This window comes from Actinomadura monticuli (assembly GCF_041463655.1).
Taxonomy (GTDB): Bacteria; Actinomycetota; Actinomycetes; order Streptosporangiales; family Streptosporangiaceae; genus Spirillospora; species Spirillospora monticuli.
The window spans coordinates 351,834-376,686 of the sequence record NZ_JAXCEI010000007.1; the positions used below are offsets into that span (position 1 = coordinate 351,834).

24 protein-coding genes are annotated in these 24,853 nt (G+C 74.2%); 18 read left to right on the forward strand and 6 right to left on the reverse strand.

Annotated features, from left to right (window positions below; all coding sequences use genetic code 11):
• Positions 1 to 42 precede the first annotated feature (42 nt).
• Both SM611_RS18660 and SM611_RS18665 read left to right on the forward strand, forming a co-directional pair.
• Positions 43 to 810: a Clp protease N-terminal domain-containing protein gene (locus SM611_RS18660; protein ID WP_371950937.1), complete on the forward strand. Its 768-nt coding sequence runs from the start codon at positions 43 to 45 to the stop codon at positions 808 to 810.
• A 52-nt stretch (positions 811 to 862) separates the two neighbouring features.
• Positions 863 to 1,723 (forward strand): alpha/beta fold hydrolase, encoded by an 861-nt coding sequence (locus SM611_RS18665; RefSeq protein WP_371950938.1) that lies wholly within the window; start codon positions 863 to 865, stop codon positions 1,721 to 1,723.
• Positions 1,724 to 1,752: 29 nt separating this feature from the next.
• Here the strand turns inward: SM611_RS18665 and SM611_RS18670 are convergent, their stop codons facing one another.
• Positions 1,753 to 3,201 carry a PucR family transcriptional regulator gene (locus SM611_RS18670; protein ID WP_371950939.1) on the reverse strand — a complete coding sequence of 483 codons (1,449 nt, stop codon included), beginning with the start codon at positions 3,199 to 3,201 and terminating at the stop codon, positions 1,753 to 1,755.
• Between the two features lie 94 nt (positions 3,202 to 3,295).
• Here SM611_RS18670 and uraD point away from each other — a divergent pair, with 94 nt between their 5' ends.
• The 11 genes from uraD to SM611_RS18725 all read left to right on the forward strand — a co-directional run bounded on the left by uraD (position 3,296) and on the right by SM611_RS18725 (position 13,797).
• Positions 3,296 to 3,760, forward strand: coding sequence for a 2-oxo-4-hydroxy-4-carboxy-5-ureidoimidazoline decarboxylase (gene uraD, locus SM611_RS18675; RefSeq protein ID WP_371950941.1), 465 nt, complete (start codon positions 3,296 to 3,298; stop codon positions 3,758 to 3,760).
• A complete protein-coding gene (gene uraH, locus SM611_RS18680; RefSeq protein ID WP_371950942.1) occupies positions 3,757 to 4,077 on the forward strand; it encodes a hydroxyisourate hydrolase in 321 nt (106 codons plus the stop codon). The genes uraD and uraH overlap by 4 nt, the downstream gene beginning before the upstream one ends.
• A 5-nt stretch (positions 4,078 to 4,082) precedes the next feature.
• Complete coding sequence (gene pucL, locus SM611_RS18685; protein ID WP_371950943.1) at positions 4,083 to 4,943, forward strand: factor-independent urate hydroxylase; 861 nt, start codon at positions 4,083 to 4,085, stop codon at positions 4,941 to 4,943.
• Between the two features lie 31 nt (positions 4,944 to 4,974).
• Entirely contained in the window at positions 4,975 to 5,853 is an 879-nt protein-coding gene (locus SM611_RS18690) for an FAD binding domain-containing protein (protein ID WP_371950944.1), read from the forward strand.
• Complete coding sequence (locus SM611_RS18695; protein WP_371950946.1) at positions 5,853 to 6,335, forward strand: (2Fe-2S)-binding protein; 483 nt, start codon at positions 5,853 to 5,855, stop codon at positions 6,333 to 6,335. The genes SM611_RS18690 and SM611_RS18695 overlap by 1 nt, the downstream gene beginning before the upstream one ends.
• A complete protein-coding gene (locus SM611_RS18700; protein ID WP_371950947.1) occupies positions 6,332 to 7,675 on the forward strand; it encodes an 8-oxoguanine deaminase in 1,344 nt (447 codons plus the stop codon). The genes SM611_RS18695 and SM611_RS18700 overlap by 4 nt, the downstream gene beginning before the upstream one ends.
• Positions 7,676 to 10,039, forward strand: a complete 2,364-nt coding sequence (gene pucD / locus SM611_RS18705) for a xanthine dehydrogenase subunit D (RefSeq protein ID WP_371950948.1) — start codon at positions 7,676 to 7,678, stop codon at positions 10,037 to 10,039.
• A gap of 5 nt (positions 10,040 to 10,044) precedes the next feature.
• On the forward strand, positions 10,045 to 10,848 hold the full coding sequence (locus SM611_RS18710) for a hydroxypyruvate isomerase family protein (protein ID WP_371950950.1): 804 nt from the start codon (positions 10,045 to 10,047) through the stop codon (positions 10,846 to 10,848).
• Entirely contained in the window at positions 10,833 to 12,128 is a 1,296-nt protein-coding gene (gene allB / locus SM611_RS18715; RefSeq protein ID WP_371950952.1) for an allantoinase AllB, read from the forward strand. Before SM611_RS18710 ends, allB begins: the two co-directional genes overlap by 16 nt.
• Positions 12,125 to 13,123, forward strand: coding sequence for an allantoicase (gene alc, locus SM611_RS18720; RefSeq protein WP_371950954.1), 999 nt, complete (start codon positions 12,125 to 12,127; stop codon positions 13,121 to 13,123). Before allB ends, alc begins: the two co-directional genes overlap by 4 nt.
• A gap of 86 nt (positions 13,124 to 13,209) precedes the next feature.
• A complete protein-coding gene (locus tag SM611_RS18725; protein ID WP_371950956.1) occupies positions 13,210 to 13,797 on the forward strand; it encodes a hypothetical protein in 588 nt (195 codons plus the stop codon).
• On the opposite strand, the gene SM611_RS18730 is transcribed toward SM611_RS18725, so the two are convergent.
• Both SM611_RS18730 and SM611_RS18735 read right to left on the reverse strand, forming a co-directional pair.
• Entirely contained in the window at positions 13,701 to 13,937 is a 237-nt protein-coding gene (locus SM611_RS18730; RefSeq protein WP_371950958.1) for a DUF397 domain-containing protein, read from the reverse strand. The two genes, SM611_RS18725 and SM611_RS18730, sit on opposite strands and share 97 nt — an antisense overlap.
• Before the next feature lie 84 nt (positions 13,938 to 14,021).
• Positions 14,022 to 14,678 carry a TetR family transcriptional regulator gene (locus tag SM611_RS18735; protein WP_371950959.1) on the reverse strand — a complete coding sequence of 219 codons (657 nt, stop codon included), beginning with the start codon at positions 14,676 to 14,678 and terminating at the stop codon, positions 14,022 to 14,024.
• Positions 14,679 to 14,903: 225 nt separating this feature from the next.
• Between SM611_RS18735 and SM611_RS18740 the strand changes: the two genes are divergently transcribed.
• From SM611_RS18740 to SM611_RS18750, 3 genes are read left to right on the forward strand one after another with little or no spacing between them, the layout of a single operon-like run.
• Complete coding sequence (locus SM611_RS18740) at positions 14,904 to 16,529, forward strand: AMP-binding protein (RefSeq protein WP_371950961.1); 1,626 nt, start codon at positions 14,904 to 14,906, stop codon at positions 16,527 to 16,529.
• On the forward strand, positions 16,530 to 17,636 hold the full coding sequence (locus tag SM611_RS18745) for an acyl-CoA dehydrogenase family protein (RefSeq protein WP_371950962.1): 1,107 nt from the start codon (positions 16,530 to 16,532) through the stop codon (positions 17,634 to 17,636).
• Positions 17,637 to 18,809 carry an acyl-CoA dehydrogenase family protein gene (locus SM611_RS18750; RefSeq protein ID WP_371950963.1) on the forward strand — a complete coding sequence of 391 codons (1,173 nt, stop codon included), beginning with the start codon at positions 17,637 to 17,639 and terminating at the stop codon, positions 18,807 to 18,809.
• Between the two features lie 72 nt (positions 18,810 to 18,881).
• Here the strand turns inward: SM611_RS18750 and gad are convergent, their stop codons facing one another.
• A complete protein-coding gene (gene gad, locus SM611_RS18755; RefSeq protein ID WP_371950964.1) occupies positions 18,882 to 20,330 on the reverse strand; it encodes a glutamate decarboxylase in 1,449 nt (482 codons plus the stop codon).
• A 57-nt stretch (positions 20,331 to 20,387) separates the two neighbouring features.
• Positions 20,388 to 21,059: a TetR family transcriptional regulator gene (locus SM611_RS18760; RefSeq protein ID WP_371950965.1), complete on the reverse strand. Its 672-nt coding sequence runs from the start codon at positions 21,057 to 21,059 to the stop codon at positions 20,388 to 20,390.
• A 150-nt stretch (positions 21,060 to 21,209) separates the two neighbouring features.
• Here SM611_RS18760 and SM611_RS18765 point away from each other — a divergent pair, with 150 nt between their 5' ends.
• Both SM611_RS18765 and SM611_RS18770 read left to right on the forward strand, forming a co-directional pair.
• Positions 21,210 to 22,829 (forward strand): MFS transporter, encoded by a 1,620-nt coding sequence (locus SM611_RS18765; RefSeq protein WP_371950966.1) that lies wholly within the window; start codon positions 21,210 to 21,212, stop codon positions 22,827 to 22,829.
• 23 nt (positions 22,830 to 22,852) lie between these two features.
• Positions 22,853 to 23,518: a rhomboid-like protein gene (locus tag SM611_RS18770; RefSeq protein ID WP_371950967.1), complete on the forward strand. Its 666-nt coding sequence runs from the start codon at positions 22,853 to 22,855 to the stop codon at positions 23,516 to 23,518.
• On the opposite strand, the gene SM611_RS18775 is transcribed toward SM611_RS18770, so the two are convergent.
• The gene (locus tag SM611_RS18775; protein ID WP_371950968.1) at positions 23,515 to 24,756 is read right to left on the reverse strand and encodes an RNA polymerase sigma factor; all 1,242 of its coding nucleotides are present in this window, start codon (positions 24,754 to 24,756) and stop codon (positions 23,515 to 23,517) included. The genes SM611_RS18770 and SM611_RS18775 overlap by 4 nt on opposite strands.
• Between the last annotated feature and the right edge of the window lie 97 nt (positions 24,757 to 24,853).

A 24,853-nucleotide genomic window follows, 5' to 3' on the forward strand; every position in this document is an offset into this window, starting at 1 on the left:
CGAAGGTTGACGCTGGGGGGATCGTCAACCTATGGTTGACGCATGACCGATTCAACGCATCCCACGCAACCCGCACAACCCGCACAACCCACGCAGTCCAACGTCCAGGTCCGGCTGGACGACCTGATCAGCGCGATCAAGAAGGTCCACCCCGACGCGCTCGAACAGCTCACCAGCGCCGTCCTCGCCGCCGAGCACCTCGGCGAGGTCGCCGACCACCTCATCGGCCACTTCGTCGACCAGGCCCGCCGCTCCGGCGCGTCCTGGACCGACATCGGCAGGAGCATGGGCGTCAGCAAGCAGGCCGCGCAGAAGCGCTTCGTCGCCAAGGGCGCGTCCCCCGACCTCGACCTGTCCGAGGGCTTCTCCCGGTACACCGTCCGCGCCCGCAACGTCGTCATCGCGTCGCAGAACGAGGCCCGCGCCGCCGGCAGCCCCGAGATCACCACCGCTCACCTCGTCCTCGGCCTGCTCTCCGAACCCGAGGCGCTCGCCGCCAAGGCCATCACGGCGCAGGACGTCCTGCTGGACACCGTCCGCCAGGCCGCCACCGCCGCGCTGCCGCCGGAGGCCGACGAGATCCCGGCGCTCATCCCCTTCGACCAGGACGCCAAGAAGTCCCTCGAACTGACCTTCCGCGAGGCCCTCCGGCTCGGCCACAACTACATCGGCACCGAGCACATCCTGCTCGCCCTCCTCGAACACGAGAACGGCGCCGGGCTCCTCTCGGACCTGGGCATCGGCAAGCCCGCCGTCGAGGCGCAGATCACCGAGGCGCTGAAGGGCATCGCCCCGGAGCGGTCCGCGTAGATCCGGCCGGGCGGGGCGATGAGTTCCGGGGCCCGCGCGGGTCTGCACGGGCATGGAGAAGCTCATCAGCGTCAACGGCGTCGAACTCTGCACGGAGACCTTCGGCGGCGCGGACGACGCCCCGGTGCTGCTGATCGGCAACACGATGCTCACCTGGCCCGACGCCCTGTGCGAGCGGCTGGCGGCGCTGCGGCGCTTCGTCGTCCGCTACGACCTGCGCGACACCGGGCGGTCGACGGCCGCCGACCCCGAGTCGCCCGCCTACACCCTCCGGGACCTGGTCGCGGACGCCGCGGGCCTGCTCGACGCGCTCGGCCTGGAACGGGCGCACGTCGCCGGCGCCGGCCCCGGAGGGTGGATCGCGCAGCTCCTGGCGCTGGACCATCCGGAACGCGTCCTCACCCTCACGCTGGTCGGCACCCGTCCCACCGCGCCCGGCCCGGCGGACCCGGACCTGCCCGACCACGCGCCCGAGCTCATGGAGCATTACATGAGCCTGCCGCAGGTCGACTGGACCGACCGCGCGTCCATCGTCGCGTTCCAGGTCGAGAACGCCCGGCGCACGGGCGGCCGCGACTTCGACGAGGACGAGGCGCGCGCGGGCATCGAGCGCGTCCACGACCGGACGCGGCCGGACGGCGGGACCGGCGCGGCCCACCGCGCCGACCAGATGGGCACCGTGTTCGCCGCCCTGGACTGCGGCGCCCGCTGGCGCGAGCGCCTCCCGGAGATCACCGCGCCGACCCTCGTCGTCCACGGCGAGGACGATCCCTTCTTCCCGCCCGGCAACGGCCGCGCGCTGGCCGCCGAGATCCCGGGCGCCGAGCTGCTGGTCCTGCCCCGCACCGGCAGCGGGCTTCCCCGCCGGACCTGGGACGCGTTCGTCCCGGCCCTGCTCCGCCACACGTCCTGACCAGGCGGTCCTGATCGGGCGCGCCTCGATCAGGAGGAGGCCAGGCGGAGGGCCAGGAAGAAGTCGACCCGGTCCTCCAGCCGGGAGAGGTCGCGGCCGGTCAGGTCCTCGATGCGCTGGATCCGGTAGCGGACGGAGTTCACGTGCAGGTGGAGCTGCTCCGCGCAGCGCGTCCAGGAGCCCGAGTGCCGGAGGAAGGTCTCCAGGGTGCGGACGAGGTCGGCGCCGTGCGTCCGGTCGTAGTCGCGCAGCGGGTCCAGGAGGCGCTCCCGGAACATCCGGCGGACGTCGTCCGGCACGGCGGCCAGCAGCAGGACGTGTGTGGCCAGCTCGTCGTGCCGGACGACGCAGGCCGGTGCGGGGCGGGCGGCGGCGAGCCGGCACGCGTGCCGGGCCTCCTCGACGGCGGCGCGCAGGCCGGACGGCGGGGCGGCGCCGCTGACGCCGGCCGCGATGCCCGCGCCGGCGAGGCCGGGGGCCAGGAAGTCGAGCGCGTCCTGGAGCAGTGCGGCGACGTCCCGGTCCGGCTCGGGGACGAGCGCGACGGTTTCGCCGTCCAGCACCCCGACCGCCGGGTGCGCCTCGCCGCGGGCCTCGCCGAGGACCTCGGCGAGGACGGCGCGCAGCTCGGCCGGGCGCAGCCCGCCCCGGCCGGACGCGGCGACCGCCACATGCCGGACGCCGGGAAGCCGGGAGACGTCCCCGGCCGCGACGGCGGCGACCAGCTCCCCGTCGGCGGGCGTGTCCGACCGGGCCCGTTCGAGGGCGACGATCGCGGCGAGTTCGGCGGTGAGGGCGCGGCGCTCGGCCGGCCAGTCGGCGGCGTCGCCCTCGAAGGCGATGAACCAGTCCGCGACGCGGGGCGTGCCGCCGCCGGCGACCGCGAACAGGGTCGCGCCGAGCGCGGGGACGTGGTGCGGCAGCCGCGGCGCGGTGAGGAAGGCGCGGGCGAGGCCCGCCGGGTCGGGCGGGACCGGGCCCGCGACGACGCGGCCGGTCGGGGTGAGGACGTGGCAGCGGCCGACCAGATCGACGACGGCGCCGAGCCCGGTGCCCTCGACGAGGCGGCGGTGCCGGTCCAGGACGGCGGCGAGGTCGGCGGCGCGGGCCCCGGACAGGTTCCGGACGACCTCCTCGGTGACGGTCGCGAACGCCACGTCCTCGGGGACCTTGAACAGCGGGAGCCGGTGCCGCCGGCAGGCGTCGACCAGGTCGTCCGGGATGGCGCCGAGCGCGAGGTCCCACGCGGCGAGCCCCGACACGCCCGCCTCGGTGAGGGCCCGCACGAACGTCTCGGAGTCGGCGGGGCCCGTCCGCCAGACGAGCCCGGTGAGGACGAGCTCCCGCCCGCGCAGGTAGCGGCCGGGGTCCAGGAGGTCGGTGGTGACCACCCACCGGATGACGCGGTCCAGCTCGTCCGCCCCGGTGACGACCTCCAGCCGCAGCTCCGGCATGGCGAGCAGGGAACGCAACCTCATAGGAGAAACCTACAAAAGGACGTGCGGGACGCGGCGTGCGGTTCGGACGTCCTGTGCCTCGACCCGCCCGCCGGCGGCTGTGTGTACTGGCAGCGTGGAGCTGAGCGAGGCGGACCTGAGGGCGTGCTGCGCGTCCCGCCGGTGGGTCGCGGCGGTCGCCGGGCACCGGGACCTCGACGCGCTGCGCGCGGCCTCGCGGCGGGCGCTGGACGAGCTGGAGTGGGCCGACGTCGAGGAGGCGCTCGCGGCGCATCCCCGCATCGGGGACCGGGTGGGCGGCGGGGCGCGGGAGGCCGGCTGGTCGCGGGGCGAGCAGTCCGGGATGGACGGCGCCGCGACGGGGCTGCGGGACGCGCTCGTCGAGGGGAACCGGGCTTACGAGGAGCGTTTCGGGCATGTGTTCCTGATCCGCGCGTCGGGCAGGTCGGCACTGGAGATGCTCGCGGATCTCCGGCGGCGGCTGGGGAACGACGCCGAGACCGAACGGCAGGTCGTCCGGAGGGAACTGGCCGAGATCGTCGACCTGCGGCTGGCCAAGCTGGCGGAGGAGGGCGCATGAGCCTGTCGACGCACGTGCTGGACGCGGCGAAGGGGCTGCCGGCGGCGGGAGTGGCCGTCCGGCTCGACCGGCTCGACCGGCGGGACGGGAACGGCTGGACGACGCTGGCCGAGGCCGTCACCGACGCCGACGGCCGGATCAGGGAGTGGGGCGCGGGCCCCGGGCGGGGCGTCCACCGGCTCACGTTCGACACCGAGGGCCTCTCCGACTTCTACCCCGAGGTCACGGTGGCGTTCATGATCGACGATCCCGGACGGCACTACCACGTCCCGCTGCTGATCAGCCCGTTCGCGTACTCGACCTACAGGGGGAGCTAGCGGCGATGGCCATCGTGCTCGGACCCAACCGCTACGGGAAGGCGGAGACCCGCGTCGTCCGCGTCACCCGCGACGGCGCCACGCACCGGCTCAAGGACGTCAACGTCAGCGTCTCCCTGTCCGGCGCGATGGAGGACGTCCATCTGACCGGCGACAACGCGGCCGTCCTGCCGACCGACAGCCAGAAGAACACCGTGTTCGCGTTCGCCAAGAGGCACGGCATCGGCGCGATCGAGGACTTCGGCCTGCTGCTCGCGCGCCACTTCGTGGAGTCGCGGCCTGCGGTCGGCCACGCCCGGGTGGAAATCCACGAGTACGGCTGGAACCGGATCGCGGGCGGGCACTCGTTCGTCCGGGACGGCGGGGAGGTCAGGACCGCGCTGGTGCACAGCGGCGGCGGCGCCGAGACGGTGGTGTCGGGCCTCACCGACCTCGTCGTCCTCAACTCGACCGGCAGCGAGTTCCACGGGTTCGCGCGGGACGAGTACACGACGCTGGAGCCGACCGACGACCGCGTCCTCGCGACGGCCGTGACCGCGCGGTGGCGCCACCGGGGCACGGACGCGGCGTGGGACGCCTCGTACCGCGCCGCCCGCGACGCCCTGCTCGCGGCGTTCGCCGGGACGCACAGCCTGTCGCTCCAGCAGACGCTCTACCAGATGGGCCGCCGCGTCCTGGCGGAGCAGGACGGGATCTGCGAGGTGAGGCTGTCGATGCCCAACAAGCACCACTTCCTGGTCGATCTGGAGCCGTTCGGCATGAAGAACGACAACGAGGTCTACTTCGCGGCGGACCGGCCGTACGGGCTGATCGAGGGCACGGTCCTCGACGACGGTGCGCCCGCCGCCCCGTCCGCCTGGAACTGAGGGTCCGCCGCACGTGGAGGAATACTGAGATATGGACTTCCTGCGACCGGTGACCTGGGAGGACGCGCTCGCCGCCAAGGCCGGGCGGCCGGGCGCGCGGCCCGTGCACGGCGGCACCGACGTCATGGTCGAGATCAACTTCGACGCGGACCGGCCCGAGGCGCTGCTCGACCTGACCCGGGTCCAGGCCCTGGCGGAATGGGACACGGCGGACGGGCGGCTCCGCGTCGGCGCCGGCGTCCCCTACGCGCGGCTGATCACGGAGCTGGGCGGGCGCCTGCCCGGCCTCGCGCAGGCGTCGCGGACGGTCGGGTCGCCGCAGATCCGCAACCGGGGCACCGTCGGCGGCAACCTCGGCGCCGCGTCGCCCGCCGGGGACGCGCACCCGCCGCTGCTGGCCGGGGGCGCGGTCGTCGAGGCCGAGTCGGCGGCGCGCGGCGTCCGGATGATCCCGGCCGACCGCTTCTTCACCGGGGTGAAGCGGAACGCGCTGGAGCCGGACGAGTTGATCCGCGCGTTCTGGACGGCACCCGCTTCCGGCCCCCAGTACTTCTCCAAGATCGGCACGAGGAACGCGATGGTGATCGCCGTCTGCTCGTTCGCGCTGGCCCTCCACCCGGAGGAGCGCCGCGCCGGCACGGGCCTCGGCTCCGCCGCGCCGACGCCGCGGCGCGCCGCCGAGGCCGAGGCGTTCATCTCCCGCGAGCTCGACTGGGAGGGCCGAGGCCCGCTCGCCGACTCCGCGAAGCGGCGGTTCGGGGAGCTGGTGCGGGCCGCCGCGTCCCCGATCGACGACGTCCGGGGGACGGGCGACTACCGCCGGCACGCGCTCGCGGTGATGGCGCGCCGCACGCTCACCTGGGCATGGGACGACTACAGGGCCGCGAAACCGGGAAGGGAGGCGTCCTGATGCGCGTGAACGTCACCGTCAACGGGGCCGCGGAGGCCGTGGACGACGTGTGGGAAGGCGAGAGCCTCCTCTACATGCTGCGCGAGCGGATGGGCCTCCCCGGCTCGAAGAACGCCTGCGAGCAGGGCGAATGCGGCTCCTGCACCGTCTACCTGGACGGCCTGCCGGTGTGCGCGTGCCTGGTCGCGGCGGGCCAGGCCGAGGGCCGGGACGTCGTCACCGTCGAGGGCCTGGCGGAGGGATCCCCGGGCGGCGAGCGGCTCGACCCCGTCCAGGAGGCGTTCGTGGAGACGGGCGCCGTCCAGTGCGGGTTCTGCACGCCCGGCCTGGTCGTCCAGGCGCACGACCTGATCGCGCGCAACCCGGCGCCGACCGACGCGGAGATCCGCGAGGCGCTCGCCGGGAACCTGTGCCGCTGCACCGGCTACGAGAAGATCCTGGACGCGGTGCGGCTCGCCGCCCGCCGGAAGGCCGCCGAATGATCATCGAGAACGCGCACGTCGTCACGGTCTCCGGGGACGAGTACCCAGGCGGCCACATCGTGGTCGACGGCGACCGCATCACGGCCGTCGGCCCCGGCCGGGCTCCGGGCGGCGACGCGGAGCGCGTCGACGCCGGCGGCTGCCTGGCCACCCCCGGCCTGGTCAACACCCACCACCACCTCTACCAGTGGGCGAGCCAGGGCATGGTCACCGACGGGACGCTCTTCGAGTGGCTGTCCACCCTCTACAAGCCCTGGTCGACGATGGACGCCGAGATCGTCGCGGGCGCGGCGACGGCCGGGCTGGCGTGGCTCGCCAAGTCGGGCTGCACGACGTCCACCGACCACCACTACCTGTTCCCGGCCGGGCGCGGCGACCTGTTCGCGGCCGAGATCGAGGCGGCGCGGGAGGTCGGCGTCCGCTTCCACCCGTGCCGCGGCTCGATGGACCGCGGCGAGTCGCAGGGCGGGCTGCCCCCGGACGAGGTCGTCGAGGACCTCGACACGATCCTCGCCGAGACGGAGGCGGCCATCGACCGGTACCACGACCCGTCGCCCGGCTCCATGCTCCGCGTCGCCGTCGCGCCCTGCTCGCCGTTCTCCGTCACCCGCGAGCTGCTGGCCGAGTCGGCGCGGCTGGCGCGCGACAAGGGCGTCCGGCTGCACACCCACCTCGCCGAGACCCTGGACGAGGAGGAGCACACGCGGGAGCAGTTCGGCATGACCCCGGCCGAGTACATGGACTCGATCGGCTGGCTCGGCCCCGACGTGTGGCTCGCCCACTGCGTCCACCTGCACGACACCGACGTGAAGCGGCTGGCCGAGACCCGCACCGGCACGGCGCACTGCCCGAGCTCGAACGCCCGGCTCGGCGCCGGCATCGCCCGCGTGTCGCACCTGCTGGAGGCGGGCGCGGCGGTCGGGCTCGGCGTGGACGGCCCGGCGTCGGCGGAGCTCGTCCCGCTCGCCGGGGAGCTGCGGCAGGCCCTCTACATGCAGCGCGCCCGCTACGGCCCGGCGGCGCTGACCGCCCGGCAGGCCCTGGAGATGGCGACGCTCGGCGGCGCCCGCTGCCTCGGCCGCGAGGACGAGATCGGCTCCCTCGAACCCGGCAAGCTCGCCGACATCGCGCTCTGGGAGGTGGACGGGTTCCGGGCCGCGATCGACGACCCGGTCGTCGCGTTCGCGTTCGGCCCGGTGCCGCCGCTGCGCCGCCTCCTCGTCGGCGGGCGCACCGTCGTGGACGCCGACACCCTCGTGACCGTCCCGCAGGACGAGGCCGGGCGGCGCGGCGCCGGCGCCCACCGCCGCCTCATGCGGCTCGCGGAGGAGGTGCTCTAGATGCGGTCACCGACCGGCCGGTCGAACGCGGCGTCCCCGGGTACCGCCGGGCCGCGGAACACGGCGTCCCCCGTGAGGAGTCCCGGTCATGTGGCCGCCCCGGGGATCGGCGGGGTCGGGGAGAGCCCGCTCCGCCCGGACGGCACGCTGAAGGTCGCGGGCGAGTTCGCCTACGCGTCCGACCTGTGGATGGAAGGGATGCTGTGGGGCGCGACGCTGCGCAGCCCGCACCCCCGGGCGCTGATCGCGTCGATCGACGCCGGGCCCGCGCTCGCGCTGCCCGGCGTCCGGGCCGTCCTCACCCACGAGGACGTGCCGGGCCGCCGGACGTTCGGCATCGACCACACCGACGACCAGCCGGTCCTCGCGATCGACCAGGTCCGGCACCAGGGCGAGCCGGTCGCGCTGGTCGCCGCCGACCATCCGGAGACGGCGCGGCGGGCCATGGAGGCGATCGCCGTCGAGTACGAGGTGCTGGAGCCGATCACCGATCCGCGCGCCGTGATCGCCGACCCGGAGCGCCTGAAGGTCCAGGACCGCGGCGGCATCACCCGCCACCAGCCCGTCCGGGTCGGCGACGTGGACGCCGCGAAGGAGGCCGCCGACGTGGTCGTGTCGGGCGAGTACGAGGTCGGCATCCAGGACCAGGCGTTCCTCGGCCCCGAATCCGGCCTGGCGATCCCGTCCGAGGACGGCGGCGTCGACCTCTACGTCTCGACGCAGTGGATCCACAACGACGTCAAGCAGATCGCGCCCTGCCTGGGCCTCGCCGAAGACCAGGTGCACATGACGCTCGCGGGCGTCGGCGGCGCGTTCGGCGGGCGCGAGGACCTGTCGATGCAGATCCACGCCGGCATGCTCGCCCTGCACACCGGCAGGCCGGTGAAGATGTCCTACAACCGGTACGAGTCGTTCTTCGGGCACGTCCACCGGCATCCCGCCCAGATGCGCTACGAGTACGGCGCCACGGCCGACGGCCGCCTCCTCTACGCGGACGTCGAGATCGTCCTGGACGGCGGCGCGTACACGTCGTCCACCATGAACGTGGTCGGCAACGCCGCCTCGCTCGGTGTCGGGCCCTACGAGATCCCCAACATCAGGATCGACGGATACGGCGTCTACACGAACAACCCGCCCTGCGGGGCGATGCGCGGCTTCGGCGCCGTCCAGGCGTGCTTCGCCTACGAGTCGATGATGGACAGGCTCGGCGCCGCCTGCGGCCTCGGCCCGGTCGAGATCCGGCGCCGCAACGCGGTGTCGCAGGGGTCGAGGCTCGCGACCGGCCAGGTCATCGAGTCGCCGGCGCCGCTCGCCGAGATGCTGGCGCGGCTGGAGGCGATGCCCCTGCCCCCGGCCGCGGACGGGGCCGACCTCCGCGACCTGCCCGGCGGGGTGTCGCAGACGACGCACGGCGAGGGCGTCGCGCGCGGGGTCGGCTACGGCGTCGGGATCAAGAACATCTGCTTCTCCGAGGGCTTCGGCGACCTGTCCACGGCCCGCGTCCGGCTGGAGGTCATCGGCGGCGAGGCGACCGCGCTCGTGCACACGGCGGCGGCCGAGGTGGGGCAGGGCCTCGTCACGATTCAGGCGCAGATCGCGCGGACGGAGCTGGGCGTCCAGAAGGTCACGATCGCCCCGGCGGACAACGGGGTCGGCGACGCGGGCTCGTCCAGCGCGTCCCGCCAGTCCTACATGACGGGCGGCGCGGTCAAGGCGGCCTGCGAGGCGGTGCGGGCCGAGCTGCTCGCGCTCGCGGGGCGCCGGCTCGGCCGCGGCGACCTGGACGTCGCCGGCGGCAAGATCGTCTCGCGGGCGGACGGCGTGCTCGGCGCCATCGAGGACGTCCTCGGCTCCGAGGTGATCGAGGCGACCCGCGAGTACCACCACCGGCCCACCGCCCGGATGGACCCGCTCACCGGGCAGGGCCGCAGCCACACCCAGCTCGCCCTGTGCGTCCACCGCGCGGTCGTCGACGTGGACGTGGACCTCGGCCTCGTCAAGGTCGTCGAGCTCGCCGCCGTCCAGGACGTCGGTAAGATCATCAACCGGCTGTCGCTGGAGGGCCAGATCCACGGCGGCTCCGCGCAGGGACTCGGCCTCGCCCTGATGGAGGAGATCGTCGTGTCGGACGGACTCGTCCGGAACCCCTCGTTCACCGACTACCTGATCCCCACCATCCTCGACATGCCGCCCATGCGGCTGGACATCCTGGAGTATCCCGACCCGGAGGCCCCGTACGGGCTGCGCGGCGCGGGCGAGCCGCCGACCCTCTCGTCCACGCCCGCCATCGTCGCCGCCGTCCGCGACGCGACGGGCCGGGCCCTCACCCGCGTTCCCGTCCGTCCCGAGCACATCGTCCTGTGACGGTCATGGCGCGGCGGTTCGTGGTGAACTGCTCGATCGTTTTCACGGAGCTGCCGGTGCTGGAGCGTCCGGCGGCGGCGCGCGCGGCAGGGTTCGAGGAGGTCGAGTTCTGGTGGCCGTGGAACGGTGAGCCGGTGCCCTCCGAAGCCGGCGTGGACGCGTTCTGCGCGGCGATCGAGGACGCCGGGGTGCGGCTCGTCGCGCTCAACCTCTACGCGGGCGACATGGCGGCGGGGGAGCGGGGAGTGCTGTCCGACCCGTCCCGCGGCGAGGAGTTCCGCGCCGGCCTCGACGTGCTGCTGCGCATCGCCGAGCGGACCGGTGCGCGGTCGTTCAACGCCCTCTACGGGCAGCGGCTGGACGGCGTCGACCCCGCCGAGCAGGACCGGGTGGCGACCGAGCGGCTCGTCCACGCCGCCCGGCGCGTAGCGGAGATCGGCGGGACGGTGCTGGTCGAGCCGCTGGCGCGCGGGCTCAACGGCGCCTACCCGCTGGAGACGGCCGCCGACGTCGCCGCGGTGCTGGGACGCGTCCGGGCGGAGGGCGCGCGGAACGTCCGGTTCCTGTACGACACGTTCCACCTGGCGACGAACGGCGACGACCTGGAGGCGGCGGCCCGCGCGCACGCCGCCGACATCGGGCACGTCCAGATCGCGGACGCGCCCGGCCGGGGCAGGCCCGGCACGGGCGCCATCGACTTCGGCCGCGTCTTCGCCGTCCTGGACGACATCGGATACGGCGGCCGGATCTCGCTGGAGTACGTGCCGCAGGGCCCGTCGGCGGAGGAGTTCGCGTGGACGACCTCCTGATCAGGTCGCGCCGGGCCGTCCTGCCGGACGGCGAGCGCCCCGCCGCCGTCTCCGTCCGGGACGGCCGGATCACCGCCGTCTCGGACTACGCGGAGGGCGCGCCGGCCGCCGCGTCCGTCGACCTCGGCGACGTCGCGCTGCTGCCCGGTCTCGTCGACACGCACGTCCACGTCAACGAGCCCGGCCGTACGGAATGGGAAGGGTTCGCCACCGCGACCCGCGCCGCCGCGGCCGGCGGTGTCACCACGCTCGTCGACATGCCGCTCAACTCGCTCCCGCCGACCGTCGACCCGGCCGCGCTCAAGGCCAAGCGCGAGGCCGCGCGGGGGGCGTGCGCCGTGGACGTCGGGTTCTGGGGCGGGGCGGTCCCCGGCAACCTGGCGGAGCTGCGCCCGCTCCACGACCTCGGCGTCCTCGGGTTCAAGTGCTTCGCGTCCGACTCGGGCGTCCCGGAGTTCCCGCCGCTGTCACACGAGGAGATGCGGGCGGCGTTCCGGGAGATCGCCTCGTTCGGCGGGCTGGTCATCGTGCACGCCGAGGACCCGGCGGCGCTCAGCCCGCCGTCCGGCGGCGGGTACCCGGAGTTCCTGGCGTCGCGGCCCGCGTCCGCCGAGGTCCGGGCCGTCCAGCGGGTCGTCCGGCTGGCGGAGGAGACGGGGGTCCGCGCCCACATCCTGCATCTGTCCGCCGCCGGCTGCCTGGACGTCCTCGCCGAGGCCCGAGGCGCCGGCCTGCCCGTCACCGCCGAGACCTGCCCCCACTACCTCACGCTCACCGCCGGCGAGGCGGTGGGCACCGCCTTCAAGTGCTGTCCGCCCATCCGCGGCGCCGCCAACCGCGAACTGCTCTGGCAGGGCCTCGCGGACGGCCTGATCTCGTGCGTCGTCACCGACCACTCGCCCTGCACCCCCGAGCTGAAGCGCGGCGACTTCGCGACCGCGTGGGGCGGCGTCTCGTCCCTCCAGCTCGGGCTGCCCGTGGTGTGGACGGCGGCGCGCGAGCGCGGGCACCGCCTGGACGAGGTCGTCCGCTGGATGTCCGAAGCGCCCGCCGCCCTCGCGGCCGTCCCGCGCAAGGGCGGGATCGTCGTCGGCAACGACGCCGACCTCGTCGCCTTCGCCCCCGACGAGACTCTCACCGTTGACCCGGCAGCCCTCCACCACCGGCATCCCGTCACCCCGTACGAGGGCCGGACGCTGACCGGCGCCGTCCAGACCACCTGGCTCCGGGGAGGCCCCGCGGGCGGAGGAGGACGGCTGCTCCGCCGGGAGGGACCATGACCGACTTCGCGTCCCTGCCCGACCTGGCCGTCCGCACCCTCGGCGGGTCGGTGGTCGCGGCGAGCGACGAGTCCTTCGCCGAGAAGGAGAACCTGATCAACCCGTGGGCGCCGGCGTTCACCCCGGAGACCTTCGGGCCGAAGGGGCAGCTGTACGACGGCTGGGAGACCGCGCGCCGCCGCGCCGGCGGGCACGACTGGGCGCTGGTCCGGCTGGGGCTGCCCGGCGTCGTCCGCGGCGTCGTGATCGACACCGCCTGGTTCCGCGGCAACTACCCGCCGCGCGCGTCCGTCGAGGGGTGCGCCGTGAACGGCTACCCGGCCGACCTGTCCGGCGCGGACTGGGTGGAGATCGTCCCGGAGAGCCCCCTGAAGGGCGACACGGCGCACCCCTTCCCGGTGCGGACGGAGCGGCTGTTCACGCACGTCCGGCTGAACATGTTCCCGGACGGCGGCATCGCCCGCCTCCGCGTGCACGGCGACGTGGTCCCCGACCCCCGGCTGCTGAGCGGGCTGACCGTCGACCTCGCGGCGCTGGAGAACGGCGCCCGCGTCATCGAGTGCTCCGACATGTTCTACTCCTCGCCCGACCACATGCTGTTCCCCGGCCTCGCCCGCAACCAGGCCGAGGGCTGGGAGACGGCGCGCCGCCGCGACGGCGGCCACGACTGGGCGGTGATCCGGCTCGCGGGGCCCGGCGTGATCAGGCTCGCCGAGATCGACACCGCGAACCTGAAGTTCAACGCTCCCGGCGCCGCCGCGGTGCAGGGCCTCGACGCCCGCACCGCCGCGCTGGACGCCTGGCGCCCGCTGCTGCCGCGGACCGACCTGCTGCCCGACACCAGGCACCGGTTCCGCCTGGTGTCGCCCGAGGTCACGCACGTCCGGCTGGACATCCACCCGGACGGCGGCGTGGCGCGCCTCCGCCTGCTCGGCGACCTGACCTCGGACGGGGTCCGGGAGCTCACCGCTCGCTGGGACGCGCTCACCCGGTAGCGGGCAGGTTCTGATGTTAGGCAAAGTCTTGACGGCCGCCAGAGATCTGCCTACGTTCTGAGCACTCCGGCTCAGGAGGAACCCCCATGAAACGACTCCGGACAGGCGCCCTCGCCGCCGTGCTTGCGGTGCCCGCGGCCCTCACCCCCGCCCTCGCACCGGCCGCCGCCCACGCGTCCGCCGGCCCCGCGCACTACACCGGGACGCTCCCCGACGGCGCCACCTGGATCGCCGACGTCCCGGCCGACTGGAACGGCACGCTCGTCCTGTTCAGCCACGGATTCGGGTCGCTCAGCCCGGCCGACCGCCCGAGCGAGGCGGCCGGGAAGGCACTTCTCGACCGCGGCTACGCGCTCGCCTGCTCGTCCTACGACCCGGGCGGCTCCCTGTGGGCGCTCGGCAGCGCCGTCCGCGACCAGATCGACACCCGCGGCGCCGTCGCGAAGATCATCGGACGACCGCGGCTCACTCTCGCGCTTCCTCGGCTACCGGCCGGACCGGCTCGTGGTGCAGCCCGCCCGCCCGTGACGGCGCGCGGGCACGGCGTCCCCGGCGGCCCGCCGGGGACGCCTCCGCGTCAGGACGCCTCGGTCGGGTCCTCTTCCAGCAGGTCGTCGAACTCGCCGTCCTTGACGCCCGCGATGAACGCGTCCCACTCGGCCTCGGTGAAGTAGAGGATCGGGCCCTCGGGGTTCTTGGCGTCCCGCATCACGACGGCCCGCTCACCGAAGTCCTTGTGCTGGACGGGGACGTCCTTGCCATCGACGAACTCGATGATGACCCCGTCGCTGAGGATCGGTTCCTGCTCGGTCACTGGCACACCTTCTTCTTCCCGGCTCCTGTCCGGGCCAAGGCTAGTGCGCGAGGGGGTCGCGGCACACCGTAACCGGACCACCGCTCAGGGGTCGATGAGCAGGCGCGCGGCGGTGATCTCCAGCCGGGACTGGATCTCGTCGGCGGTGGCGTTGCCGCGCAGCATCTCGATCATCTCCATGGTCCAGATGCCGGACAGCGCGCGCGCCACGAGGCGGCGCGGGTCCTCGGCGGAGATGTCCTCCGGCGGGCCGGACGCGGCGCGCAGCAGCAGCTCGCTCATCCGCTCGCCGAAGTCGGTCTTGACGTCGGACAGCAGCAGGGAGCGGATCAGCGCCTCGGCCAGCTCCGGCTCGCGCATCAGCCCGCGGGTGGCGCGCATCAGCACCTCGACCGCGCGCGCGGGAGCGTCGCTGGCGCGGGGCGGGCGGCGCTCGATGCTGCCCTCCAGGAGCAGGATCTCCTCGCTGACGACGGCGACGACCAGATCCATCTTGGACGGGAAGTAGCGGTACAGCGTGCCGAGCGCGACCCCGGCCCGCTCGGAGACGGTGCGCATCTGCATCGCCTCGATGCCGCCGCGCGACGCGAGCGCCGCGGCGGCCTGCACGATACGCTTGCGCCGCTGGTGCTGGCTGCGGGAGCGCACGCCCTGCCCGGCCGCGGGGCCGGCCGCCTGTCCCGCCGGCTGACCCCGGGTCTCGTCCCCGGTCACTGTCGGCTCTGCGGTCACGGTCGTCATCCCTTCTGTGCGGGCTCGGTCGCCCGGCGCGTCCCCCCAAGCGTACCGCCCTCGCGAGAACGTGTTATCTGATCGTCCGATGACAGTGTCGTCCGGTGAACCTCTACCCCGCGCGTGACCCTGACAAGCCAGCGTATTCGGGTCGGTCACGGGGACCGTCCGGCCTCTGGACACAGACTAGAATCTGTTCTACTTTTTCGCCGTGGGCGCGTCCGGGAGGTGGGCATGACGAGCGTCGCGGCACTGCTGGAGGCGCGGGCGGGCGACGACCGGCCGGGGCTGCGCTCCGCCGACGACGGCCGCGCCTGGACCTGGCGCGAGGCCGTCGCCGAATGCGCCGTCCGCGCCGCCTGGATGGCGGGCCGGCGGGGCGCGGAACGTCCCCTCCACGTGGGCGTGCTGCTCGACAACCTCCCCGAGCTGGTGTTCCTCCTCGGCGGCGCCGCGCTGTCGGGGTCGGTGATCGTCGCGCTCAACACGACCCGCGGTGCGGCGGAACTGGCCGGCGACGCCGAGCGCGCCGACTGCGACCTGGTCGTCACCCAGCCCCGGTACGCCGGGCCGGCGGCGGCGCTCGGCCTGCCCGTCCTGGACGCGGACGCCCTGCGCGCCGAGCTGGCCCCCTTCGAGGGCGCCCCGCTCCCGGACACCGCGGCGATCGGCCCCGCCACCCTGCTCATGCTGATCTTCACGTCCGGGACGTCGGGACGGCCGCGCGCCGTCCGCGTCACCCACCGCAAGATGGCCGTGCCGGGCGAGATGCTCGCCCAGCGCATGCTGTCCCCGGAGTCGGTCGTCTACTGCCCGATGCCGCTGTTCCACTCCGGCGCGGTCATGGCCGCGTGCGCGCCCGCGCTCGCCGCCGGCGCCGAGCTGGTGCTGCGCGCCCGGTTCTCGGCGTCCGGCGTCCTGCCCGACGTGCGCGCCCACGGCTGCACCTACCTGCACTACGTCGGCAAGGCGCTGTCCTACGTGCTGGCCACGCCGCCCGCCGGCGACGACGCCGAGAACCCGCTCCAGTTCGCGTTCGGGAACGAGGCCGCGCCGCTGGAGCAGAAGACGTTCGGGGAGCGGTTCGGCTGCTTCGTCATCGACGGCTACGGCTCGACCGAGACGGCGATCTCGCTGGTCCCCGATCCGCTCGGCCCGTACGGCGCCCTCGGGAGGCTCGCCGACGGCATCGCGATCCTCGACCCGGCGACCGGCGCGCCCTGCCCGCCCGCCGAGTACGACGCCGCCGGACGGGTGGTGAACGGCGAGGAGGCCATCGGCGAGCTGGTCAACACGGGCGACCTCGGCCTGTTCGACGGCTACTACAAGGAGGAGGCGCCCGACCGGCTCCGCGACGGCATGTTCTGGAGCGGCGACCTCGCCTACGCCGACGCGGGCGGCTACGTCTTCTTCGCCGGGCGCAGCGCCGACCGGCTCCGCGTTGACGGCGAGAACTTCGGCGCCGCCCAGGTCGAGCGCGCGCTGGCGGAGCTGCCCGGCGTCCGGCAGCTCGCCGTGTACGGGGTCCCGGACGCGGCGTCCGGCGACCAGGTGATGCTGGCGATCGCCGCCGACGGCTTCGACCCGGACGCGTTCGCCGGCTACCTGCGCGGCCGCGCCGACCTGAGCCCGAAGTGGCCGCCCCGGTACGTCCGGGTGGCGCGGGAGCTGCCCGCGACCGCCTCCAACAAGATCCTCAAGCGCCGGCTCGTGCGGGACGGCTGGCGCACCGAAGACCCGGTGTGGTGGCGGCCCGGACGCGACCTCGCCTACCGCCGGATGACCGCGGCCGACGCGGCCGAACTGCGGGCCGAGTTCGAGCGACGCGGCCGGCTGCACCTCCTGGAAGGGAGCGGATGAGTGGACTTCAACCTCGACGAGACCCAGCAAGAGATCAAGGGTCTCGCCGCCGGAGTGCTCGGGCGCGAGGCCGCGCAGGAGCGGCTGGAGGCGTTCGAGAAGAGCGGCGCCCCCTACGACGAGGCGGCCTGGAAGGCGCTCGCGCAGGCGGGGCTGCTCGGCGTCGTGCTGCCCGAGGACGCCGGCGGCGCCGGGCTCGGCCCGGTCGAGCTGGCGGTGATCCTGCGCGAGGTCGGCCTCCACGTCGCGCCCGTGCCGGTGTACGCCTCGCTCGCGCTCGCGGCCGTCCCGATCGGCGCGCACGGCACCGCGGAGCAGCGCGCCCTGCTGGCCCCGCTGACCGAGGGCGCGACGATCCTGACCGGCGCGTACCGCGAGGTCGGCCCGGCCGGTGCGATCGCCGCGACGGCCCGGCGCGACGGCGACGGCTACGTCCTCGACGGCGTGAAGACGTTCGTCCCGTACGCGCGGGAGGCGTCCCGCATCCTCGTGCCCGTGCGGGTCGAGGGCGCGGGCGTCGGCGTCTTCCTGGTCGAGCCCGCCGCCGCGACGATCACCGCGCAGCCGTCCGCGACGAGCGAGCCGCTGTCGCGCGTCGCGCTGGACGGCGTGCGGGTCGGCGCGGGCGCCCTGCTGGGCGGGGCGGCGGACGGCGCCGCCTGGGACACCTTCCGCCGCTCCGCCGTCGCCGGCGCGGTCGCGATCTCGTCCGGCGTCATCGAGGGCGCGCTGGAGCTGACCAAGGAGTACACCAGGACCCGCGAGCAGTTCGACCGCGCGCTCGCGCAGTTCCAGGCCGTCACGATGCAGATCAGCGACGTCTACATCGCCAAGCGGGCGCTGGACGTGGCCGTCTGGTCGGGCGTCTGGCGGCTGGCCCAGGGCGCGGGCGACGCCGAGGAGCTGCTGACGATCGCCGCCTACAACGCGTGCGACCCGGTCGTGAAGGCCCTCTACACCTGCCAGCACCTGCACGGCGGCATCGGCCTGGACGTCACCTACCCGCTGCACCGCTACTTCGCCTGGGGCAAGCACTGCGGGCACCTGCTCGGCGGCGCGGAAGACCGGCTCGACGCGCTCGGCGCGCTCATCGCCCAGGAGGCCTGAATGTTCATCGACCTGACCGGCGAGCAGAAGAAGCTCCGCGCCGAGCTGCGCGAGTACTTCGAGAACTGCCTGACCGCCGAGCAGCGCGCCGCGATCGCGGCCGACCCGTTCGGCCCCGCCTACATGGAGCACTGCAGGCGGCTCGGCCGCGACGGGATGCTCGGCGTCGCGCTGCCCACGGAGTACGGCGGCCGCGGCTTCGGCCCCGTCGAGCAGACGATCTTCGCCAACGAGATCGCCCGCGCCGAGGTCACCTACCCGCTGATCACGCTGAACTCGGTCGCGCCGACGATCCTGCAGTACGGGTCGGACGCGCACAAGGAGTTCTTCATCCCGCGCATCCTCGCCGGGGAGTGCCACTTCGCGATCGGCTACAGCGAGCCGGGCGCCGGCACCGACCTCGCCGCCCTGCGCACCACCGCGGTCAGGGACGGCGACCACTACCTCGTCAACGGCCAGAAGATCTTCACCTCGGGCGCGCACCACGCCGACTACGTGTGGCTCGCGGCGCGCACCGACCCGTCCGCGAAGAAGCACAAGGGCATCTCGATGCTCATCGTCGACTGCAAGGACCCGGGCTTCTCCTGGACGCCGATCATCACGATGGACGGCGCGCACCACACCAACTCGACCTACTTCCAGGACATCCGCGTCCCGGCGGACATGCTGATCGGCGAGGAGAACAAGGGCTGGGACCTCATCGTCAACCAGCTCAACCATGAGCGGGTCACGCTCGGCCCGGCCGGCAACATCGGGCACACCCGCATCCGGTTCGAGCGCTGGGCCCGCGCCACGGCGGGGCCGGACGGCCGCCCGCTCATCGAGGAGCCCGCCGTCCGCCGCGCGCTCGCCCTCGTGCACGCCTACCTGCGCGTCAACGAGACCCTGAACTGGCAGGTCGCCGCGAACCAGGACCTCGGCTGGCTCGGCGCGGCCGACGCGTCCGCCACGAAGATCTACTCCTCGGAGCGGATGCAGGACGTCGGCCGGATCGTCGGCGACGTCCTCGCCCGCTACGGCGACCCCGGCGACGCGGAGACGGCGGCCTTCACGGCGTCCCTCGACCGGCTGGCGAAGGGCGCGCTCGTGCTGACCTTCGGCGGCGGTGTCAACGAGATCCAGCGCGAGCTGATCGCCATGATCGGCCTCGGCCTGCCGCGCGCCCCCCGCTGACCTCCGATCGGAAAGCGTTCCCGATGTCGCTTATCGGCGGCGTATTTCCTGGTGGCGTCGCCTGGTGGCGGGTCAGCCGCGGCCGGGGGTCTTCGTGGTCCTCGTGGTCTTCGTGGTCTTCGCCTCGGCGCCGTGCGAGAAGCCGGCGGCGTCCTCCGGGGTGCGCTGCGGTGCCTCCTGGGCGGACAGCCGCCGCAGGGCGCGGCGCAGGTCGTCCAGGAACAGGTCGGCGAGGTCGTGCCCGAAGCCGTTGCGCACCACCACGCGCAGGACGGCGAGGTCGGTGCGATTCTCCGGGAAGGTGTAGGCGGGCACGAGCCACCCCGACTCGCGCATCGCCGCCGACACGTCGAACACCGTGAAGTTGCGGACGCCGTCGCGCACGCGGAACGCGAACACCGGGATGTCGCCGCCGTCGGTGAGCGTCTCGAACGGGCCGAGCCGCCCGATGTCGGCCGCCAGCCGCGTCGCGACGTCCCGGCACGTCTGCTGGACGCGGCGATACCCGTCGAAGCCGAGCCGCAGGAAGTTGTAGTACTGGGCGACGACCTGCGCGCCGGGGCGGGAGAAGTTCAGCGCGAACGTCGGCATGTCCCCGCCGAGGTAGTTGACGTGGAAGACGAGGTCGTCCGGGAGGGCGCCCTCGTCCCGCCACAGCGCCCAGCCCACGCCCGGCATGACCAGGCCGTACTTGTGGCCGGACGTGTTGATGGACGCGACGCGCGGCAGCCGGAAGTCCCAGTGCAGGCCCGGGTCGAGGAACGGCGCCACCATCGCGCCGGACGCGCCGTCCACGTGGACGGGCACGTCCAGCCCGGTGCGCTCCTCCAGGTCGTCGAGCGCGGACGCGATCTCCGCGACCGGCTCGTAGCTCCCGTCGAACGTGGACCCGAGGACGGCGACGACGCCGATCGTGTTCTCGTCGCACAGCTCGACGGCCTCCCGCGCGCCGAGGTGGTAGCGGTCGCCCTCCATCGGCACGTACCGGGGCTCGACCTCGAAGTAGTTCGCGAACTTCTCCCAGCAGATCTGCACGTTGACGCCCATGACGAGGTTCGGCCGGTCGGCCGGCAGCCCGGCGGCCCGCCGCCGCGCCCGCCAGCGGCGCTTGAGCGCGAGGCCGCCGAGCATCGCCGCCTCGCTGGACCCGGTCGTCGAGCAGCCCACCGTGCGCGGCGGGTCCGGGGCGTGCCACAGCCGCGCGAGCATGTGCACGCAGCGCAGCTCCAGCTCGGCGGTGCGCGGGTACTCGTCCTTGTCGACCATGTTCTTGTCGGCGCACTCGGTCATCAGCCGCACCGCCTCCGGCTCCGCCCACGTCGACACGAACGTCGCGAGGTTGAGCCGCGCGTTGCCGTCCAGCATCAGCTCGTCGTGGACGACCTGGTAGGCGGTGCCCGGGTCGAGCTCGCCGGGCGGCAGCGCGTAGCGGGGGATCGTCAGCGGCTCGCGGCTGAAGATCGGGTTGATCTCCATGTCGCGGGCGCCGTTCCCGTCGGCGTGCGGATGCTTGTGGGCCATGCCGCCGCCGTACCCCGGCCGCACGGCTCCACACCGGGCGGCTCCGGACCGGGCGCGCTACCCGTCTGCGGGGACGGGCTCGTTGAGACCGCCCTCCAGGATGGCGAACGCCTGGTCGACCGTCTCCGACAGCGAGGTGAACGTCCCGCCGGGGCGGCGGGTGGCGTCGGCGGCGGCCTGGAAGGCGCAGAGCGTGGCGGCCGCGGCGACGTGCGGGCGCAGGTCGGCGGCCGGGTCCAGGCCCATCCGGCGGGCGATGACCTCGGTGAGCAGCGCCTGCTTCTTCTGCGCGTGCTCCAGGCTGCCCGCCAGCAGGGTGGGGCTGTCGCGCATCATCGTCAGCATGCACTCGAAGCGCCCCGGCTCGAACCCGAGCTCGCCCGCCTCGCAGGCGCGGGCCATCCCCACCACGGTGTGCCGGAGCGCGGTCATGATCGGCTCGTCGGCGGGACGCTCGTCCAGCGCCGCCATCACGGCGCGGTTCTGCTCTTCCTGGAAGGTGAGCGCGACGTCCTCCTTCGAGGCGAAGTAGCGGAAGAACGTGCGGGACGAGACGTCCACGGCGTCGGCGATCTCCTCGACGGTGGTGGCGTCGAACCCCTTCTCGGCGAAGAGGCCGAACGCGGCGTCGATGAGCGCCTCGCGGGTGCGCTGCTTCTTGCGTTCGCGCCTGCCCGGGGGCTGGGGTCCGGGACCGGACGGGCCGGTCTCGGGGGCGGTCGCGGTCATGCGCGAAGTGTAACGAGCCGGTGGGCGCGCGCCAAGCGGCAGCGGGTGAATTCTGTCGTGAGCTGAATCATGTCTAGGCATGACTGTAGGCAGTTGACGACAACTGTCATCTCATGACACTTTGAAGCCTTGCCAAGCCGGAGGTCGAAGATGACTCATGCACAGGGCGCCGGAACACTCGAACCCGGCGCCGTCAACGTCCCGCCCCGCGAACGGGCCCGCGATCGGCCGGGAAGGCGCGGGCACGGGCACCCGTGGCTCACGCTGGTCGCCGTCGCGCTCGGCGTGATGATGGTGGGCCTCGACGCGACCGTCGTCTCCATCGCCAACCCCGCGATCGCCCGGGACCTCGGCGCGAGCCTGTCCGGGCTGCAGTGGGTGACCAACGCCTACCTGCTGGCGCTCGCCGTCACGCTGATCCCCGCCGGGAAGATCGCCGACCGCTTCGGGCGCAAGCGCACATTCCTCGCCGGCGTGGTCGGCTTCGCCGTGTCCTCGGTGCTCATCGGGCTGTCCGGCGGGCTCGGCATGGTGATCTTCTGGCGCGTCGTGCAGGGCTTCGCCGGGGCGCTGCTGCAGCCCGCCAGCCTCGCCATCCTGCGCAACACCTTCCCCGCCGAGCGGCTCAACGCCGCGATCGGCATCTGGGGCTCGACCGTCGGCATCTCCATCGCGGGCGGCCCGATCGTCGCCGGGCTGCTGGTCGAGAACGTCAACTGGGAGTCGGTGTTCTTCCTCAACGCCCCGCTCGGGCTGATCGCGCTGCTGGTCGGCGTGTGGGTGATCCGCGAGTCGCGGGACGAGGAGGCCGCCGGATCGTTCGACCTGCCCGGCGTCGCGCTCCTCACTGGCGCGCTGTTCGCCCTGGTCTGGGGCCTCATCAAGGCCGGCGAGCACGGGTTCGGGGACGCCGTCCCGCTCGTGTCGTTCGCCGCGTCCGTCGTGCTGTTCGCCGCGTTCGTCTGGAACGAGCTGCGGGTGGAGCGCCCGCTGCTGCCGCTCGGCCTGTTCCGCTCGGTGTCGCTGTCGGCCGCGACGGGCCTCATCGTCCTCGGCTTCTTCGCGATGTTCGGGACGATCTTCTTCATCACCCTCTACCTGCAGCAGGTGCACGGGATGAGCCCGGTCGACGCCGGCGTCCGGATGCTGCCGATGACCGGCGTGTTCATCGTCGCCTCCCCGGTGGCCGGCGCGCTGACCAGCCGGTTCGGGCCGCGGGTGCCGCTCGTCCTCGGGATGGTGTTCACCGCGGTCGCGATGTTCGGCCTCTCGCGCATCGGCGTCGACGCCCCCTACGTCCAGCTCTGGCCCCGGTTCGTCCTGGTCGGCCTGGCGTTCGGGATGGTGATCGTCGCCGGCACGGAGGCCATCGTGGGCAACGCGCCCGCCCACCTCGCGGGCGTCGCGGGCGGCCTGCAGCAGACCGCCGCGCAGGTCGGCGGCGTCCTCGGCACCTCGGTGCTGGGCGTGCTGCTGTCCACCAAGGTCGGGGACGTGCTGTTCGGGCGGCTGACCGACGCGGGCGTCCCGGGGCCGGCCGCGCATCGGCTCGAAGGCGCGGGCGGCCTGGTCTCGCAGGGCGTCGCGCCCGTCCCGCCCGGCACGACCGGCCGGACCGCGGACGCCATCACCAGCGGAAGCCACCTCGCGTTCATGGACGGGTTCCAGACGTCCCTGAGCGTCGCCGCGGCGGTCGCGCTCGCCGCCGTCCTCGCGGCCCTGCTCGTCCGGCGCGGCGGCACACCGGTGGACGGCGCCGCCGCCGTCTGAGCGGACGGGGTTAGGCTGCCGGTGTGATCGCCGCATTCGCGAAGCGGTACGCGATGCCGCTGACGTTCCTCGGGTTGTTCGCGGCCGTGTGGATGGTGCAGGCGCTCGTCCTGCCGCCGTCCGCGCGGCACGCGGTGGTCGCCTGGGCCAGCACCAACCTGTCGAACCTCGCGGTGAACCCGGTCGGGACGATGGTCGCGTCGGCGTTCGTCGCCGAGGGGGCGCAGGGCGTGCTGCTGGTCGCCGCCGCGATCGGGCTGTTCCCGCTCACCCGCCGGTTCGGCAACCTGCGGGCCGTGGTGCTCGTCGCCGCCTCGCACGTCCTCGGCACCCTCGTCAGCCAGGGCATCGCGCTCGTGCGGCTGGAGGCCGGCCTCCTGTCGGACTCCATCCGCACGATCCCCGACGTCGGGCCGTCCTACGTGCTGTGCGCGGCGCTCGTCGCGGCGTTCCTGTACGGGGACGGGCGGGTGCGGCGGCTGCCGGCGCTCGCCGGCTGGTGCGCGCTGGCGCCCGTCCTGCTGGCGGGCCTGCCCGCGCTGGAGGTCGCCGCCGTCGGGCACCTGGTGGCGATGGTCGCCGGCGGGCTGATCGGCGGGCTGCTCCTGCTGCTGGAACGCCGCCGCGCCGCCGTGCCCGAGATGCCCGCTCCCGCGATGCCGGCGGCCGATCCGCTGGCCGGGGCCTAGCCCTGCCCCGGCTCCGGAGCGGGGTTGGCGGTGGGGCTCGGGCTCGGCGTCTCGGAGCCGTCCGACGGGTCGGTCGGCGTGTCCGCCGGCGGGGTGGCCGGGGGCGTCGAACCGTCGTCCGGCGGGGTCGCCGGGTCGCCCGGCGTGGTCTCCGGGGGAGTGGTCGGCGACTCGTCCGGCGGGGTGGACGGCTTCTCCGGCCTCGACGGGGTGTCCGTCTCCGGCTTCTTCTCCGGGGACGGCGTGCGGGACGGGGTGGAGGCGGGCGGCGCGGGCGCCGCCGGAGCCCCGCCCGCCTGCCGCGGCGGGTCGTCGAAGGCTCCGGTGACCGGGTTCTCGGACGCGGCCGGCCCGCCGCCCTTCGCCCGCTCCGGGCCGGTGAGGCCGGGCAGTGGGTTCTGCGGGACGCCGCTGGTCTTCGCCGACGCGGGGTTCGTCTGCCCCTTGCTCGCCGACGGGACCATCGAGGCGGCGTCACCGCCGCCCTTGGCGGTCGGCCAGGAGACCAGGAGGCCGATGACGGCGGCGGCCGACGCGGCGACGCCCGCGGCGGCGCCGAGGCCACGGGAGATGCCGCCGGACATCCCGCGCTTGGGACGGTCCTTGCGCTCCGCCCCGATCACGACGAGGGGAGCCGGGGCGGCGACGCTCGGCAGCGGCCGGGCCGCCTCCTGCGCGCAGGCGGCGAGGACACGGTCGCGCAGCCAGCCGGGCGCCTGGTCGGGGGCGCGGCGGGCCAGCAACTGCGGCAGCCGGCCCTTCTCGAACGCGGTGATCAGCTCGGGCTGCGGCCCGGCCGTCCCGCGCATCAGGATGTCGAGGACGGTCCGCTCCAGCCGGGTCCGCGCGGCGGCGAGCAGCTGCCCGACCGTGTCGGGCGCGATGCCGAGGACGCGGGCGATGTCGTGCGGTTCGAGCCATTCGCCCGCCCACAGCAGCAGGACCTCGCGGTGGTCGGAGCGCAGGCCGCCGGCGGCCCGCAGCAGCGGGTCGGGGCCGGCGAACGGCATCCCGCCCTGGGCGGCGAGCTCCCCGGTGAAGGCGCCGCGCTCGGCGCAGGCCGTCCGGGAGAGCGAGTACAGCCACAGCACGCTGTCGCCGCGCGGCGGCTGGTGCACGGCCGCGTTGAACGTGTCGCCGACGGCCGCCGCCGCGAGCCGGTCGCCGACGAGCGACCAGCAGTACGCGTACAGGCGGTCGGCGTGCGCGTCGTAGAGCGAGCCCAGGTCCCCGCGCATGCGCCCTCCCCTTCCCGCCGGCTCGTCCAACTGTCCGACAAATAGCACATAGCTGATCAACGGGACTCTAGCGCCTCGTGTCCACGCCTGAGAAGTC